At 67.4% G+C, this 17340-nt stretch carries 10 protein-coding genes; 6 read left to right on the top strand and 4 right to left on the bottom strand.

Annotation, left to right across the window (positions count from 1 at the left end):
- Positions 1 to 34: 34 nt before the first annotated feature.
- The 3 genes from BIGA_RS01460 to BIGA_RS01450 form a co-directional block, all read right to left on the bottom strand.
- Positions 35 to 769: an energy-coupling factor ABC transporter ATP-binding protein gene (locus BIGA_RS01460; RefSeq protein WP_051916987.1), complete on the bottom strand. Its 735-nt coding sequence runs from the start codon at positions 767 to 769 to the stop codon at positions 35 to 37.
- Between the two features lie 121 nt (positions 770 to 890).
- Complete coding sequence (locus BIGA_RS01455; protein WP_033505876.1) at positions 891 to 2561, bottom strand: aryl-sulfate sulfotransferase; 1671 nt, start codon at positions 2559 to 2561, stop codon at positions 891 to 893.
- A 119-nt stretch (positions 2562 to 2680) separates the two neighbouring features.
- A complete protein-coding gene (locus BIGA_RS01450) occupies positions 2681 to 4801 on the bottom strand; it encodes a glycosyltransferase (protein WP_237744011.1) in 2121 nt (706 codons plus the stop codon).
- 119 nt (positions 4802 to 4920) lie between these two features.
- On the opposite strand from BIGA_RS01450, the gene BIGA_RS01445 reads away from it, so the two are divergent.
- The 6 genes from BIGA_RS01445 (at position 4921) to BIGA_RS01425 (ending at position 15696) form a co-directional block, all read left to right on the top strand.
- Positions 4921 to 8235 carry a tetratricopeptide repeat protein gene (locus BIGA_RS01445; protein ID WP_033505941.1) on the top strand — a complete coding sequence of 1105 codons (3315 nt, stop codon included), beginning with the start codon at positions 4921 to 4923 and terminating at the stop codon, positions 8233 to 8235.
- An 88-nt stretch (positions 8236 to 8323) separates the two neighbouring features.
- A complete protein-coding gene (ligA, locus tag BIGA_RS01440; protein WP_033505872.1) occupies positions 8324 to 11077 on the top strand; it encodes an NAD-dependent DNA ligase LigA in 2754 nt (917 codons plus the stop codon).
- 126 nt (positions 11078 to 11203) lie between these two features.
- Positions 11204 to 12892 carry an FAD-dependent oxidoreductase gene (locus BIGA_RS01435; RefSeq protein ID WP_033505939.1) on the top strand — a complete coding sequence of 563 codons (1689 nt, stop codon included), beginning with the start codon at positions 11204 to 11206 and terminating at the stop codon, positions 12890 to 12892.
- A 119-nt stretch (positions 12893 to 13011) separates the two neighbouring features.
- Entirely contained in the window at positions 13012 to 14109 is a 1098-nt protein-coding gene (locus tag BIGA_RS01430) for an Mrp/NBP35 family ATP-binding protein (RefSeq protein WP_033505870.1), read from the top strand.
- A 242-nt stretch (positions 14110 to 14351) separates the two neighbouring features.
- Complete coding sequence (locus tag BIGA_RS10185; RefSeq protein ID WP_337588866.1) at positions 14352 to 14708, top strand: ATP-binding cassette domain-containing protein; 357 nt, start codon at positions 14352 to 14354, stop codon at positions 14706 to 14708.
- Positions 14641 to 15696 carry an ATP-binding cassette domain-containing protein gene (locus BIGA_RS01425; protein ID WP_237744010.1) on the top strand — a complete coding sequence of 352 codons (1056 nt, stop codon included), beginning with the start codon at positions 14641 to 14643 and terminating at the stop codon, positions 15694 to 15696. Before BIGA_RS10185 ends, BIGA_RS01425 begins: the two co-directional genes overlap by 68 nt.
- Positions 15697 to 15814: 118 nt before the next feature.
- On the opposite strand, the gene glnA is transcribed toward BIGA_RS01425, so the two are convergent.
- Positions 15815 to 17251 (bottom strand): type I glutamate--ammonia ligase, encoded by a 1437-nt coding sequence (glnA, locus tag BIGA_RS01420; protein WP_033505867.1) that lies wholly within the window; start codon positions 17249 to 17251, stop codon positions 15815 to 15817.
- Positions 17252 to 17340 lie beyond the last annotated feature (89 nt).

Below are 17340 nucleotides of genomic sequence, written 5' to 3'. Positions count from 1 at the left end.
CGACGGCATGGTCCGGCGGGATATACCAGTGCGGTTACCGTTGCGCCTTGGCGGCCTCGAACTTGGCTCGGACCAGATCGTTGTAGAAGGCCACGGCGTCCGCCGGCGCGCCATCGAACACGATGCGGTGGTCGTCGAGCACCAGCGTGCGGTCGATGGCGTATTCGGGGCGCACGATCATCTCGGTGTCATGCGTGGCGAACACGACCTGCTTGTTGTATCCGAACAGGGCCTTGGCCACATGCGCGGTGCCGATCTCGTCCAAACCCTTGGTCGGCTCGTCGGCCACAATAGCCGCGGGGGAGAAGCTCAGCGCGGAGGCGATGGCCAGCAGATGCCGTTTCTCGGAATCCAGCGCCGAGGCGGGCTGTCGCGAGACATCCGCCAGACCGAAATGGGCGAACAGGTTGCCGATGATCGCCTGCCGTTCCGACTCGGGCACCTTGTGCTTCTTCAGCGCCTCGTCGATGGCCTCGGCGATGGTGGCCGCCTTGTAGTAGCTGTTCGGGATCTCCTCGCGCCGCACCCGGCCGACGATGGCCTCGATGCGTTTCAGGTCGCGCTTGACGGCGGGATCCAGCGATTCCTCGCCGCCTGCGATGTTCACGGTGCCGCTCGTGGCGGTCAGTGCGCCGTCGAGCAGTTTGAGCAGCGTGGTCTTGCCGGACCCGTTCAGGCCGATGACGGCCACGCGCCGCTCGGTGATGGTCAACGAGGTCGGTTCCAGACCGACATTGCCGTCATCGTACGTGTATCCGGCATCGGCCAGCGTGAACGTGAGCGCACTCGGAGCGGGGGGCGGTCGGCTTGCGGCCCATCAAAGCGTCAAACAATCCCATAGGCGACCATTGTACCGACGCAAGGTTGCGTGAATGTGCAGGATTGCGGGATCAGGCGAAGTAGAAGCCCTTGAAGTCGTATTCGTAGACCCGGTAGATGTAGCTCGTGTTGAGCTTCATGCGGTACTGCGCTAGCAGCTCCCCGGTCGATTCGTCGTATACGCCGAACAGCCCCTGCAGGCCGGAGTCGATGAGCACCCGCCCGCCATCGAGCTCCTGCGCCGAGCTGACCAGCGGCGAATACGGCACGTCGAAGGCGTTGACCTCGGTGTAGGTGCCGGCGTTCTCGTCGACCAGATACCGACGGTACTGCGAGTAGGCCCCCTCGGTGGCGATGCTGTACTTGGTCACGATGCCGTCGATCACGGTCCAGTCGAAATCCGGCCGCGTCTGCGCCGAACCGTAGTTGTTGTCGAACATGTACAGATAGTACTGGCCGTCCGACAGCGCCGGATCGTCCACGTAGGTGATCGAATGCTGGCCGCCGGTGTCGGGGAAGTCGCCCACCTTGGTCAGGAAGTCATCCTCCTGCGGCGTGCCCGCCCATACCGAGGGTTCGCCGATCATGTAGCCGAGCGTCGGCGTGCCTTCCAGATCGTCGATCTTGATGATGGTGGAGGTCTCGCGCGCCGACAGCAGCGCCGATCCGTCCGGCAGCATCTGGATGGTGTTGAAATGGATCCAATCCCATTTGCCGGTCGCCGAAAGATCCGACTCGTCGATGCCCGCGTGGTCGGTGGACATCTTGTATTCGGGGAACATGTCACCCATGTCCAGCAGCGGCGTCACCTTGCCGGTGTCCGTGTCCAGCTTGACGATCTGGTCCTGCACGCAACCGTCGCTGCGGTTGAGCTCGGTGGCCAGCAGCACCAGGTTCTGGTCGGCGTCGAACGCGTAATCGTGGTGCAGGATGTACCTGTCTCCCAGGTCCAGGATCTTGACGAGCCGCCCGAGCCGGTCCATCGCCGCCATCTTCTCGGTGGACGCGGAGAACCACATCAGGCCGTCGTCGTCGAACAGCAGGCGATGGCTGCGGTAGAACAGGATCGGCACCTCGCCGCGCAGCACGCCGTTGGCGTCGTAGTAGAACATGAAGTCCTGATCGTCGCTGTCGTTGCCCAGGATCGCGTACAGGCCGTTGCCCAGATCGGCGCCCTCGTCCGGCTGGACCGGCTGCTCCAGCCGCACCTCCTCGGTGCCGAGCAGGCCCAGTCCCTCACGTTCGATGACGCGTTCGGTGGTGCCGCCCGTCTCGTCGGTGATGGTCAGCGTGATCGTGTTCGTCACGTCGGGCAGCAGGCCGAGCACCAGGAACTCGTGCTCGGTCGTGGCCCCGTCGACGCCCTCGTAGGCGTCCGCGGAGAAGTCCGGGTAGCCCTCGGCCGCCACCGTGTAGCTGACGGTCGCCGGCTGTTCGGTGGTGAAATAGACGTACAGCGAGCGCGTATTCGTGGCGTAGGGGTCGTCCTTGACGTAGATGTCGTCGATGGTGCGGGGCTCCTCGTCACGTTCGGCGATGAGCTGTTCCTGCCGCATCTGCTGGAAATCGGCGGTGTAGACGTTCTCGATCAGCGCGTTGAGCCGCTCGATGCGGGTCTGTCGGACGGTTGCGGTGACGTCGGGCTGCGGCAGCAGGCAGAGCAGGGCGACGACGATGACCGCGATCGCGGCGAGGATCCAGCGCAGCGTACGGGGGTGCAGGCGTGTGGTGAAACGGCTCATCGGATGACTGGCCTTCCGTTCCTAGACATGACGACTGATGTGTTGGATACGTGGCACTGTTATACGCCGATAACCTGACGAATCGCCCGCGATTGTCCAATACGCGGCTGGAAGCGCCGTCAGAGCAGTGTGAACCAGGAGCGTATGGTGTGGTACAACCCGGAGTTCACTCCGATGAGGGCGTCGTCGCGCCCGGGTACGAAGAACCCGAGGAGAGTGACGGCGAGGGTGGCCAGCAGGATGAGCAGGATGAGCAGACGGCGCAGTCGCAGCGCCGGAGCGTGGGAGTCCACGGCGCCGGTGATGACGAGGAAGGCGGGCAGCGCGGCCAACGCCAGCAGCCAGGCGAAGTCGATCATATACCGCCAACCGAGGCCGCCCTCCCACGCGTCGAACGCCAGCAGCGCCAGCCCCAGCGCCAATCCGCAGGCCAGCAGGCCCCAACAGCCGCTGCCGCGCAGCCGGCGGCGCAGGAACGGCAACACGAAGGCCAGCATCAGCAGCGGGCAGAGCATGAACAGGCCGCCGATCATCTCCTCCGCATACGCCCAGGAAGGCAGCGGCGTGGGCGATAGCGCCAGGAACGGGAACCCTGCCGTGAACCGCAGCGGCAGGAACAGATAGTAGGCCATCAGCAGCGGGAAGGTGTCCGGCGCGGGCGTGAAGCGCGTCATATCGGTGACCGTGAACTGGTAGCTGTTGCCGAAGTCCAGCGGGGAACCGAACCGGGCGGCGTTATAGGCCAGCAGCGGCAGCACGATGCACACCGCCGGCACCAGCACCGCCAACGGCATACGCAGCGCTTGCCACACGCCGATCGACCGCTGCCGGATACCGGCATACAGCGCCTTGAGCTGCGGCCAGAACAGTGGGATCCCCAGCAGCGCCACCAGCGCGAACGTGGGGCGGCACCCCAGGTTCGCGGCGATGCACAGCGCCCCGCCGGCCAGATGCCCCAGCTTCAACGGCGCGTCGTCGGGCCGTGCTGGACGACGGCGAGGCATCGAGGCCCCCAGCCACAGCCACAACCCCAGCGTGGACAGCAGCAGCGAGGCGGCGCAGGGGATCGAGTAGAAATTGGTGCGGAACCACAGGTACGGCGCGTTCGACCCCACCAGCACGAACACGATCGCCATCGACGTGGCGGCCAGCGAGGTGTGCGGCGCGATACGCCGGATCAGACGGATCGTCAGCAGACAGGCGAACACCAGCACGCCGAGCATCAGCACCAGCTCGGCCGCGCCCGACGGCAGCATCCGCCCCGTGGCCAGCTGATAGGGCACGAACAGCAGCACCGCCGGCAGCACGCCGAAATACGAGTACCAGTGCCCGTCGTAATACGCGTAATCCCAGAACAGCTGCACGCCATCGGCCAGCAGCCGGCTGCGCGTGGCCGCATCGTACGGATTGTCCACGGCCTGCAACGCCGGATCCACCGGCAGATCCACCCATACGCGCCCATGAATCAACGCGTCGGCCACCCGGCCGTACTGTTCGAAGTCATAGGTGTACGCGTTCGGCTTGCTGAAACTGAGCGCGGTCGGATCCGAGGCCAACTGCGCTGACAGCTGCACGGCCACCGGCACCAGCGTCGCCGCCGCGGCCGCCGCCATCACCGCGGCGAACGCCAGCCGCTGCCTGCGACTCGACGGATCCAACGTGATCCGCCACAGCCGCGAACCGGGCCGCCACAACGCCACCAGCAGCGCAATCGCCGCCATCACGGTCACGCGCAGCCAATCGAAGGAGAACGGCACACGCACATTGGCATGAACCGCGGCGATCGGCACCGCCGATCCGGCCGATTCGGCGATCCACAGCCGCACGGTGTCATTCGCCCGCACCTTCAGATACAGGGAGCGCGGCGCGTTGACCGCCACCGAGGTCATCCGTCCCGCATGCCCGTCGCCGTCGGCGCGCACGTACACCGTCCGATAGGGGGCGTCCGCCGCGTCCGCCGCCGCGAGCACCTCCCCGGGCACCGGGTCGATGCGAATATAGGAGGACGTGCCGTCGGCGGGCACATCCAGATACGCCCGGGTCTGGTCGGTGACCACCAGCATGCCGTCCTCGCGGCGCTCCAGGCCCGGCCCCATGGCATTCGACGCCGACGCCGTGTCCGTACTGGCGGCCAACGTGGTCCAGAACGGCAGGTTGGCCGCCACGCATTCCAGGCAGGCGATGACCACGGCCACGATCAGAACGGCCAGCAACGGGCGGCGGTGTCGGGAAGAGTTCACCCGATTATTCTAACGGCTTCATGTCTGAGTGAATTGGGAGAATGACAACCATGTCTTCATTCAACTCCCGATCGCACGGCCTTGCGCGGGCGCGTCATGGCGTGCGCACGGTCCTTGAGATGCTCCGTACCCTGGCCGGCTCCGTAACGGGGAACCGCCCGCATGGTGCGCCGCAGGGCAACGCCTTCGACAAGGCGGTCCGCTCGCCCGAGGACATGCTGGGGGAGTTGAAGCGGCAGGCGATGACGCTCACGCCGCTGGTCAAGCGCCGGCTGTTCGACGGCTTCGACGGCGTGCCGGAGAAGCTGCGCCTGGGCTGGGCGCAACTGCCCGGCGACGGGTCCAGGTCGTTTTCGCTCGGCGTGTTCGTGGGGCGTGACCGGTTCTGCCAGATCGCGCTCGCCGACGCGCAGGGGCGCGTGTTCGTGGGCGACGATCCGAGGATGGACACCCACGGCATGGAGCCCCGGTTCATGTTCAGCCGGGAGGAGGAAGTGGCGCTGCCGCCTGTTCCGGGGCGTGGCCGGAACCGGGGGAACCGTCGGGCGATCCGCGGCGGCGTCGTGGGGCGTGACGCGCACGGGCGGATGATGTGGCTGGCCGCATGGCTGAAATCCGGCAACCGGTACACGCTCGAACAGATGCGCGCGAACCTGCCCGAGTCCATGCGCCGCGACCTGGAATACCGTGACGCGATCGCCATCGCGTTCTTCGCCGCGTACATGCTGCCGCAGATGCAGGGGCTGCTGCTGGGATTCGGCTCGGGCAACATCTTCCGCAGGCTCAACCGCGAGGCGCCGATGGGGGCGATCCGCCGTTCCCTGCGCGACACGATGGAGGCCCGCGCACACGGGTTGCGCGCCTCCGGGCTAGAGGACCACTTCGCCGACCTGATGCGCGAGGCCGGCGTGCTGGACGCCACGACGGGACTGGAGGCCGTGCACGGCGCCGAACCGCTGCACCTGTACACCTCCACCTATTCCGGGTGCTACTTCTTCGCATGGGACGCCACGATGACGTTCGGCCCGGTGCTCAAATCCCTGAAGATCGAAGGCAACCTCAACCGGTTCGCCGCGGTGAGCGCCTGGCTGGAACGCAACGCCCGCCTGGGCCTGCAGCCCACGGAGGACACGGTCACCCGGGCCCAGGCCGCGCAGATTGATATGGCGCTGCTCCACGATCCGGCCCTCATCGCCCTGCACAACGCCGACGGCGATGACATCGACATCGACCCGTTGCACGACGACGGCATCGCCGCGGTCGTGCGACTGGTGGAGGAGGCGCGCTCCCTCGCCGTCGAGATCGGCGCGAAGCACCCCGACCCCGCGCAGACCGCTCACGAACCCGGGCAGGGGTCCGAGCCGACGGACGCCGACGGATCGGAATGGGTGTACCGGCAGACCATGTCGCTGCTGCTGCGCCGGCTGCGCCTGCCGTACCGGTTCGACGCGGAGATCCGCTCGAACCTCGCCGAGGGCAACGTGGCCATCGCGTTCACGACCGCCGGCGCCTCGATGATGCCGGAAAGCCGGTATGACGCCGACCGGCACGGCTGGGTGGCGATCGACGAGCACCAGCGCGCCGCGATGAGCTCCGCGTACAACCTGCGCGTGGGTCTGATGATCGCCGCACTGAGCTTCGGCGCCGACAGCCGTGTGAGACGGGTGTCGCTGCACATCGATTCGATCGGCCTGGAGGAGGCCGTGGCCGAACAGGACAGCGCCATCAGCGAACTGATGAGCCAGGCGCTGCACATGTTCGAACGCATCCGCACCTCGGAGGCCGGGCTGGGCGGTGCTAAGGGCGATCCGAAGGACGGCGATGTGCACGGCGACCCCGCGCGCCGGCATATCCTGCAATCCGACGATCCTCTGGAGCAGCCCGACGCCGTCGACGCCCCCGGCCAGCATCCGGCGGCGGAGGGCGAGGAGACGCAACAGGCGGACGAGTCGAATATCGACGCGCAGTTCGAGGACCTGATGCGCGGCGTGGACATCGACGAGATGATGTTCGCCGCGCCCGAGGATGTGCAGGACGCCAGCGGCGTGGCGGAGGCCACCGACATCGCCGACGACGGGGGCGACGGCGATCCGCTGGAGGCATTGCGGCGCAATCCGACCGTGCGCAACCTGGTGACGGTCACGTTCGAACGCGACGATTTCCTCGCGCTGCTGCGCCGCGACGGGCTCAACCATCCGTTGGAGACCTACCGGCGCTTCGACGCGGTGCTGGACGTCGACGTCGATGGGGGACTGCGGCCGGTGGACGCGCAGTTCGACCTGCGTGACAGCCGGTTCTCCCCGGTCGGATCCCAGGAGGAGCCCGAACTGGCCGAGGCGGTGTTCGCCAGGCCCGTGGCCCGCATCCTGGGCACCCGTGACGTGACGGGCCTGTCGATCCAGCGCGCCGACCTGCTGCAGCGCGGCGTGGCGGAGTTCCACCGGCTCGCCGCGGACGGCTCGATGCCGACCGTGGCCAAGGCGCAGCAGGCGATGGCGCTGATCGAACGCATCGACGACCCCGAACTGACCGCATTGGCCCCGCAGGTGACCAGCGCCCTGATCGACGGCACGGACACCCCCGATTTCGAGTTCAGCCTGTCGTCCGACCTGGACGCCGAACGGCTCAAGGCGCGAGACCTGCTGTTCTCCGGCCGCGCCGAGCAGGCGATCGGGACGGCCGAAGCGGCGCTCGCGCATGTCGAATCGCTGTTCGCCGCGGTGGACGGCGTGCCCCGGTACTTCAACTCGTATGCGGAGCGCGTGGTGTACAACCGCCTGTTCGCCACGCCGGGGGAGCGCACGGTGCTCATCCCGGACAACGTGTTCTACACGCATATGGAATTGGCCGACATCCTCTCCCAGCTCAAGGGCGTGGAGGCGGCGCTGCCGCATCTGAACGCGATGGTCTCCTACGCGCCCGCCTACTCGTTGTCGCACATGAAGCTGGCCGTGCAGCTGGCTCGCAACGAGGATTGGGATTCGGCGCGCGCCGCCTGCCTGAACGCGTTGCGCGTGGCCTTGGACCGCGACGACGCCGCGTTCGCCTACTACCGGTTCGCCTACGCCGAATGGATGCGCGACCAGTTCGAGGTGGCCGCGGCCGCCTACCTGATGAGCGAGCGCATCGCGCCGGGTCGGATCGGCGCGTTGGACGCCGAGCTGAACGAGCTGCTCGCCCGGGCCCACTCGCAGTGCCTGAACGTGCCCGAAGGCGTGGAGGAGGCGGCCAAGGCGCTGGCCGACCATGGCCTGCCGGTATGGCCGCACACCGAGGTCGCCTCGATCGTGCGCAAGGCGGCCCGCGTATGCGTGGACCAGGGCATGTTCGTGCCGGCCCGCACGCTGTCCGTGGCGGCGGCGCGCATGGACGACACGGGCCATGACGGCATCGACGTGGTTCAGGCCCAGTTCCTGCGCTCCCTGAGTTCCTGAACGTCGGGCGGCTTTCCGGTGCCGTCCGGCGGGCCGGGGGTCGTTAGAATCGAATGAGTATCGAACAGTCTAGACGCGGGGAGCAACGATGAGCAGGACGCCTTCCAGCCCTGAATCCGAACAGCTGGCGTGGGATTTCGACGTTGTCGACGGCTCGGAGCAGACGCCGGCCGAAGCGGAGGTACCGACCGGCGCCGCAGCGTTCGCCCCCGGGTCGGAGGCCTGGATCGGCGCGCTGCAGGCGAACGACGCGGACGCGATGCGGCTGTCCGCGCTGGATGCGTCCGCGTTGGACGCGGACGATGCGGCCCGGCTGTGGGCCAAGGTGGCCGCGTGGGTGGAGTCCGACCAGATCGCCTACTACATCGACGATGCGCCGGTGTCCTCCGACGCCGCCTACGATGCGCGCATGCGCTGCCTGAAGGCGTTGGAGGCGGCGTTCCCCTCGCTGGATTCGCCGCAGTCGCCCACGCACCGCGTCGGGGGCACGTTCTCGAACGAGTTCGCCTCGGTCCGACATCCCTCGCGCATGATGAGCCTGGACGACGTGTTCTCGATCGAGGAGCTGCGTGACTGGTACGACGGCGTGCGCCGCGACCTGGACTGGCCCGAGGGCCGGGCGCTGCCGATGAGCTGCGAGGTCAAGATCGACGGCCTGGCGCTGAACCTCATCTACCGCGGCGGCGTGCTCGAACAGGGACTGACCCGCGGCGACGGTGTGACCGGCGAGGACATCACGCTGAACGTGCGCACCATCGCCTCGATCCCGCAGACCCTGGGCGGCGATTCCTCGGACGTCCCCGACTTCGTGGAGATCCGCGGCGAGGTGTTCATGCGGTGGGACGACTTCCGGGCCCTGAACGATGAGAACGCGGACGCGGGACGTGCGCCGTTCGCCAATCCGCGGAACGCCGCGGCCGGATCGCTGCGGCAGAAGGACCCGCGCATCACCGCCACGCGTCGCCTGAGCTTCTATGCGCACGGCATCGGCCGACTCGACTGGGGCGCCGGACGCGCCGCCGGCTCGCACGACGAGATCGCCGACCAGTCGCAGGCCTACGACCTGTACCGCAAGTGGGGCATCCCCGTCTCCCCGCACAACCGCACCGTCTCCACCTTCGACGAGGTCCTGGAGATGATCGACTACTACGGCGAACACCGCGGCGACATCGAACACGCGCTCGACGGCATCGTGGTCAAGGTCGACGACCTGGCGCTGCAGCGCGCGCTGGGGGCCACCTCGCGCGCCCCGCGCTGGGCGGTCGCCTACAAATACCCGCCGGAGGAGGTCAACACCGAACTGCTCGACATCACCGTGCAGGTCGGCCGCACCGGCCGCGTCACGCCGGTCGCCATCCTGAAACCCGTGCATGTGGCCGGCTCCACCGTGGCCCGCACGACCCTGCACAACCCCTTCGAGGTCAAACGCAAGGGCGTGCTCATCGGGGACACGGTCGTCGTGCGCAAGGCCGGCGACGTGATCCCCGAACTGGTCGGACCGGTGCTGGAACGCCGCAAAGGGCGCGAGGAGCGGCTGCGCGAATTCGTCATGCCGGAGCGCTGCCCCTCCTGCGGGGCCAGACTCGCCCCGGCCAAGGAGGGCGACAAGGACATTCGCTGCCCGAATGTGGAGAGCTGCCCGGCGCAGCTGACCGAACGCATCATCAACCTGGCCTCGCGCAAGGCCTTCGACATCGAACACCTGGGCGATCAGAGCGCCATCGCCCTGACCAATCCCGAGGAGAACCGCCCCGATGCGGTGGAGCTGTATGCCCCGCACCTGGGCGGGACCCGGCACGAGATCGTGGTGGCGCCCGGCGAGGAACCGGCCGACTACGAGCCGGTTCCGGGTCTGACGCTGCCGCCGGCGCAGACCCCCGTGCTGACCAGCGAGGCCGGACTGTTCGACCTGAACGTGGACGACCTGCGCGACGTGCGCGTCTGGCGCGAGATCCCGATCATCGAGGTGCGCGAAAGCGTCGGAGCGAACGGCGCGCGCAAGAAGGTGCGCAAGCGCATCGGCGGCAGCGGACTGTGGTACCAGACCGAGGCGTTCTGGACCGCGCCGGCCCCCGCCCGGAAGCTCACCGCCAAACAATTGGCCGAACGGGAGAGCGCGTCGGAAAACACGGACGGGTATACCGGGGAGCCGACGGATGCGGAGAGCCGCGCCGACCGCGCAGGGGCGACGACGTATCCGGGGTACGACGTGCCATCCGATGCGGTTGTCGTGCGCACGGAGACGAAGGGGACGGGCGTCCAGCCGATCATCACCAGGCCGATGGAGAACACGCGCAAGATGCTCGACGAGATCGAGAAGGCCCGACATGCGGACCTGTGGCGCGTGCTCGTGGCGTTGTCGATCCGACGCCTGGGCCCGCCCACCGCGCGGCTGGTCGCCTCCGCGTTCGGCTCGCTCGACGCGATCGCGAACGCCACCGCGGAGGACCTCTCGCAGATCGACGGCATCGGCCCGGAGATCGCCGAATCGGTGGTGCACTGGTTCGCCGCGGCACGCGAGGACGGCGACTGGCGCGGCGCGATCCTGAAGGCGTGGCGCGCGGCCGGCGTCGGCACCACTGTGGAGACCAACGACCTGCCGCAGACCCTGACCGGCAAGACCGTGGTGGTCACCGGCTCGCTCGAGGACTTCTCGCGCGACTCCGCCAAGGAGGCAATCATCGCCCGCGGCGGCAAGGCGGCCGGATCGGTCAGCAGGAAGACCGACTACGTCGTCGTCGGCGCGAACGCCGGATCCAAGGCCGCCAAGGCCGAGGAACTGGGGCTGCCGATGCTCGACGAGGACGGCTTCAAGCGACTGCTGGAAACCGGCGAGGCGTGACCGCCGCAGATGATGCGCCGGATCGGTCGATCCGGCGCGGGTCGCCGCCACGGCCAACGGTCGCGGGTTATGCTGAAGGAAGACGTCGGCTCGCGGGATGAGCCCATGGTGTGCAAGGAGGTTGCCATGAAGGTCGTGATCATCGGAGGCGTGGCGGCAGGCGCCACCGCGGCGACGCGTCTGCGCCGGTTGGACGAGCGGGCCGAGATCGTCATGCTCGACAAGGGGCCGCACGTCTCGTTCTCCAATTGCAGCCTGCCGTTCCGCCTGAGCGGCACCGTCGACAGCACCGGCAAACTCGTCATGATGACCCCGCAGGCCTTCGCCGCACGGTACCGCATCGGCGCGCGCGTCAACAGCGAGGCCGTCGCCATCGACCGCGACTCGCGCACCGTCCGCGTCCGGAACCTGACCGACGGCACCGAGTACGACGAGTCGTACGACAAACTCATCCTCTCGCCGGGCGCACGGGCCATCGTCCCGCCCATCCCCGGCGTCGACCAGGCCGACGTGTTCACGCTGAAAACCGTCACCGACGTCGACCGTCTGCACACGTTCCTGACCGAACGCGGCGTGACGCGCGTCAGCGTGGTCGGCGGCGGGTTCATCGGCGTGGAGGCCGCGGTCAACCTCGTCGAAGCGGGGTATCAGGTCTCGCTGGTGGAGGCCGCACCGCAGATCCTGAACACCTTCGACCAAGACATGGTCCAGATCCTGCACAAGGCCCTGCTCGACCACGGCGTGAACCTCATCGTCGGCGACCAGGTGACCCGCTGCGAGGGCAACGACCTGACCCTGGCCTCCGGGCGCGTAATCGAAGGACAGGCCGTCGTCATGGCCGTCGGCATCCGGCCGGACACGGCGCTCGCCGCCGACGCCGGACTGGACGTGAACGGGCGCGGGGCGATCCTGACCGACGCCTCCTACCGGACGAACGACCCGGACATCTACGCGATCGGCGACGCCATCGAGGTCACGAACGCGCTGACCCATCGCCCGATGATGCTCCAGCTCGCCGGACCCGCGCAGAAGCAAGCGCGGCAGGTCGCCGACCACATCTGCGGCCGCGCCGTGCGCAACACCGGATACATCGGATCCAACTGCATCAAGGTGTTCGAATGGAACGCGGCCGGCACCGGGCTGACCGCCGCGCAGTGCGAGCGCGAGGGGCTGCGCTACGACTACGCGTACGTCATCCCGCAGGACAAGGTCTCGCTGATGCCGGACTCGCGGCCGCTGCATGTCAAGCTGATCTTCGAGGTGCCGACCGGACGCGTGCTCGGCGCGCAGGCCATCGGGCAGGGGGATGCCGCCAAACGCATCGACGTGGTGGCCACGGCCATCAAGTTCGGCGCCGTCGTGGACGATCTGCGCGACCTGGAACTGTGCTACGCGCCGCCGTTCTCCAACGCCAAGGACCCGGTCAACGTGGCCGCGCTCGTGGCCGGCAACCTGCTGGGCGGCGACTACCGGCAGACCCATGTGGACCAGGCGCGCGCACTCGTGGAATCCGGGGCGACGATCATCGACGTGCGCGAACCCGGTGCCTTCGCCAAGGGCCATCTCAAGGGCGCTGTCAATATCCCGCTCACGCAGATGCGCGGGCGGCTGGACGAGATCCCCACCGACCGGCCGGTGTACCTGAACTGCCGATCATCGCAGACCAGCTACAACGCCGTCCGCCTGCTGCAGGGGCACGGGTTCACGAATGTGGTCAACCTGGGCGGCAGCATGCTCGGCATCAGCCTGTACGAATACTTCACCGACGTCACCACCGGCCGCGAGCCGATCGTGACCGCCTACTGCTTCGACTGAACCAGCGCACGGCGCTCCCGCCGGCCTGGCCGACACGGCGGGGCGTCGCTCTGGCATGGCGTGCGATCGCACGCTAGGGTGGAAGCATGCCCAAGCAGCGGCCGACGCGAGGAGGAGCCATGGAACGGATCGAAGCCGACATCTACGACCGGCTGAGCAAGGTCATCGACCCCGAACTGGGGCGGTCGATCACCGAACTGGGCATGATCCCGGCGATTGAGGTCACGCCCGCCGCGGATGGCGTCTATGACGTGACCGTGCACGTGGAACTTACCGTGGAGGGCTGCCCGCTGTCGGATGCGATCACCCATCGGATCAATGCGGCAGTCGCCTCTTATCCGGACGCCGATCTGATCCCGCATATCGAGGTCTCCACGATGGACGACGACAAACTCGCCGAGCTCGTGAACAGACTCAAGGCGGAACGGCGGCAGAACCCGTTCACCAAGCCGGACAGCAAGACCCGCATCTTCGCCATCGCCTCCGGCAAGGGCGGCGTCGGCAAATCGTCGGTCACCGCCAACCTGGCCGCCACATTCGCCGCGCTCGGCTATGACACGGCCGCCATCGACGCCGACATCTACGGATTCTCCCTGCCGGGTCTGTTCGGCGTGCACTCGCAGCCGACCAATCTCAACGGCATGCTGATGCCCGTGACCGCATGGGGCGTCAAGTTGATCTCCATCGGCATGTTCGCCGGGGCCGACCGGGCGATCCTGTGGCGCGGACCCAGACTGCAGCGCTCCCTGGAACAGTTCCTCTCCGACGTATGGTGGGGAGAACCGGACGTGCTGCTGCTCGACCTGGCGCCCGGCACCGGCGACATGGCGATCTCGGTGGCGCAGACCCTGCCGAACGCGGAACTGGTCGTCGTCACCACCCCGCAGCCCAGCGCCTCCGACGTGGCCGTGCGCTCCGGACTGGTGGCGTTGCAGGTGCCGATGACGGTGCGCGGCGTGGTCGAGAACATGAGCTGGTTCGACTACAAGGGCGAGCGGCTGGAGATCTTCGGCAACGGCGGCGGCGAGCGCGTCTCCGATCAGCTGACCCGGGCGCTGGGCTATGACGTGCCGCTGATGGGCCGGCTGCCGCTGGTCCCCGAGATCCGTGAGACCGGCGAGTCGGGGCGTCCCGCCGTGCTCAACAGGGACGGCTCCCTGAGGACCGACGGCCTGGGCCGCATCTTCAAGTCCGTGGCCGAGCGCCTGATGGCCTAGGGGCTTGGCCCGGCCGGTATTGGCGATTCCGTCATCGGCGGCTATATACTGGAGGGCGGTATGTCGGATGGCCTCCCCATATGCCAAGGAGGCTCAGCGGAAGGATGATCGGGACATTGCTCAGCCGATAGGATGACTGTTGCGGATGGCGATGCGCATTGTGGCGCGCCGCCGCACCCATCCTATGCCTTCAGCAGTCGCCATCGACCCTATCCGTTTGCGGCGCGCCCGAGAGGAACACCATGGCGCAACCCATCATGCTGACACTATCCCATATCGACTTCACCTATCCGGGTACCCCCGAGCCGCTGTTTGAGGACATCTCGGTCTCCTTCCCCCAAGGGTGGACCGCCGTGCTCGGCGACAACGGCATCGGCAAATCGACCCTGGCCGCCATCGCCACCGGACGCCTTGCCCCCGATGCGGGGATTCCGGGGCATCGGCGTGCTCATCTCGCACGACGCGGACCTGATCGACGCCACCTGCGGACGGAGCCTGATATTCGAGCGCAGGCACGTCGGCCATCGCAACGTGACCGTGGCCAACGTCTATCAGGGCGGCTATACGCAGGCCAACGCCCAGCGGCGGGCCAACGATGAGCGCGACGCCGGGCTGCTGCGGTCCGCCCGCCGCGAGCACGAGCGGCTGTGCGGCGCGCAGGCCGAACGTTTCCGGCAGGTCCAGCATGCGAACGCGGCCAGGGACAACGGCGGCCGACGCATCGACCCCAAGGATCACGATGCGCGCGGCGCCCTGCATCTGGCCAAGGCCACGAGTCTGGACTCCGGCGCGTCGCGGGCCTACGCCCAGCTGAATGGACGCATCGCCGCCGCCGAACGCAAGGCCGCATCGCTGAGCGTCGCGGCCAAGCGATACGACGGCGACATCTGGATGGACGCCGCGCCCAGCCACCGTGCGGAACTGATACGGATCGGCCCCGGCGTCGTGAGGTTCGGGGACACGACACCCATCGATGACGAGGCGTTGGCGGACGACCGGACACCGCGTCCGGACGGCTCTCCCGATTGTGCGGGGGAATGCTCGCATCTGCACGTCGATGGCGGACTGTGGCGCGTCTCGGCGGAGGGCGACGACCATGACCGTGCCGGAGGCATCGTGGGCGTGCGCATCCCGTTGCTGAGCGTCGGTCCGCGCGACCATATCGGTCTGACCGGTCCGAACGGGTTGGGCAAGTCCACAATCATCGGGGCGCTGCTGCGGGCGGCCGCCGACGTGCGGACGCTGAGCATCGCCCAGAACACGACCAGCGACGACGCACGGCGCGCGATGACGCGACTGACAGGGTTGCCGGCTGAGCAGCGCGCCCGGGTGCTGTCGTCGGTCGCCCAGCTGAACGCCGACCCGGACAAGCTGCTGACGGGGGAGAACCCCTCGCCCGGCGAGCTGCGCAAGCTGCTGCTCTGCCTGGGGCTGCTCGACCGGCCGGAACTGATCGTGATGGACGAGCCGACCAACCACCTGGACCTGGGCTCCAAGGAGGCGCTGGCCAGAGTGCTCGCCGACTATCCGGGCGCGTTGATCGTCGTCTCGCACGAGCGGTGGTTCATCGAACGGGTTGTCTCATAGTGTGAGATGATTTACGGTTCGGGCTTCGCATAGGTGCGAATCGGATTGGGTACTCGCGCGAACAAAAGGCCCCGGCTCATCCAGCCGGGGCCTTTTGCTGAGCGAATCACGCTACAGGTCAGATGTGGAAGTAGAGCTCGTATTCCAGCGGGGTCGGAACCAGGCGAGCCTGATCGATCTCGCCACGCTTCAGGTCGATCCACGTCTCGATCAGATCGTCGGTGAACACGTCACCGGCGGTCAGGAAGTCGTGATCCTCCTCCAGCGCGTCCATCGCCTCGGCGAGCGAGCTCGGCACCTGCTTGATGCCGGCATGCTCCTCCGGCGGCAGCTCGTACAGATCCTTATCCACCGGAGCCGGCGGTTCGATGTGGTTGAGGATACCGTCCAGACCGGCCATGAGCTGGGCCGAGAACGCCAGGAACGGGTTGGAGGACGGATCCGGCGCGCGGAACTCGATGCGCTTGGCGGCGGGGGAGGTGCCGGCCAGCGGGATGCGGATGGCGGCCGAACGGTTGCGGGCCGAGTACACCAGGTTGACCGGCGCCTCGAAGCCCGGGACCAGACGGTGGTAGGAGTTCAGCGACGGGTTGGTGAACGCCAGCACCGACGACGAATGCTTGATCAGGCCGCCGATGTACCAGCGGGCGAGATCGGACAGACCGCCGTAGCCCTGCTCGTCGTAGAACAGCGGCTTGCCGTCCTTCCACAGCGACTGATGGCAGTGCATGCCGGTGCCGTTGTCGCCGGCGATCGGCTTGGGCATGAAGGTGGCGGCCTTGCCCGCCAGGAACGCGGTCTCATGGACCACATACTTGTACTTCATCAGATCGTCGCCGGCGTGCTGCAGCGAGTTGAAGCGGTAGTTGATCTCCTGCTGGCCGGCGCCCGCCACCTCGTGGTGCGAACGCTCAAGCACCAGCCCGACCTTCTGCAGGTTGGCGACCATGTCATCGCGCAGATCCTGGGTGTGGTCGCACGGTGGCACCGGGAAGTAGCCGCGCTTGACGCGGTTCTTGAACCCGATGTTCGGGGTGCCGTCCTCTTCCACATCGTTGCCGGTGTTCCACGGGGCCTCGACGGAGTCGACCTCGTAGAAGGAGCGCTGCATCGAGTTCTCGAAACGCACCTTGTCGAAGATGAAGAACTCGGCCTCGGGGGCGAAGTACGCCACGTCGGCGATGCCGGTGGCCTTCAGATAGGCCTCGGCCTTGGCGGCGACCTGACGCGGGTCACGCGAATACGGTTCGTCGGTCAGCGGGTCGACGATCGAGAACGCCACGTTCAGGGTCTTATGCTTGCGGAACGGATCGATGTACGCGGTCTCGACGTCCGGCACGAGCTTCATATCGGACTCGTTGATGGCCTGGAAGCCTTCCACCGAGGAGCCGTCGAACGGCATGCCCTCGTCGAAGGCATCCTTGAGGAACTCGCTCGCGGGCACCGTGAAGTGCTGCTGGACGCCGATGAGATCGGTGAAACGGACGGAGACGTATTCCACGCCCTCCTGGTTGATCAGCGCCTCGGCATCGGCCTTGGTCTTGATTGCAGTCACTGGACCGCTCCTTTCACATGGGATGGTTACGAGTTCCAAGTGTAGAAGATATGGTTTCGCGTATGCGCCCATTGGGTTACGGGAATGTT

It is taken from the genome of Bifidobacterium pullorum subsp. gallinarum, from assembly GCF_000741215.1.
Taxonomy (GTDB): domain Bacteria; phylum Actinomycetota; class Actinomycetes; order Actinomycetales; family Bifidobacteriaceae; genus Bifidobacterium; species Bifidobacterium pullorum_B.
The sequence above is the reverse complement of the archived record's forward strand: the minus strand, read 5'-3'. Positions and strand labels throughout refer to the sequence as shown.

Bases quoted from the DNA above. Each gene is read 5' to 3' on its own strand.
- BIGA_RS01455 (WP_033505876.1), bottom strand. From the start codon at position 2,561: ATGAGCCGTTTCACCACACGCCTGCACCCCCGTACGCTGCGCTGGATC.
- BIGA_RS01445 (WP_033505941.1), top strand. From the start codon at position 4,921: ATGCTCCGTACCCTGGCCGGCTCCGTAACGGGGAACCGCCCGCATGGT.
- ligA (WP_033505872.1), top strand. From the start codon at position 8,324: ATGAGCAGGACGCCTTCCAGCCCTGAATCCGAACAGCTGGCGTGGGAT.
- BIGA_RS01435 (WP_033505939.1), top strand. From the start codon at position 11,204: ATGAAGGTCGTGATCATCGGAGGCGTGGCGGCAGGCGCCACCGCGGCG.
- BIGA_RS01430 (WP_033505870.1), top strand. From the start codon at position 13,012: ATGGAACGGATCGAAGCCGACATCTACGACCGGCTGAGCAAGGTCATC.
- BIGA_RS10185 (WP_337588866.1), top strand. From the start codon at position 14,352: ATGGCGCAACCCATCATGCTGACACTATCCCATATCGACTTCACCTAT.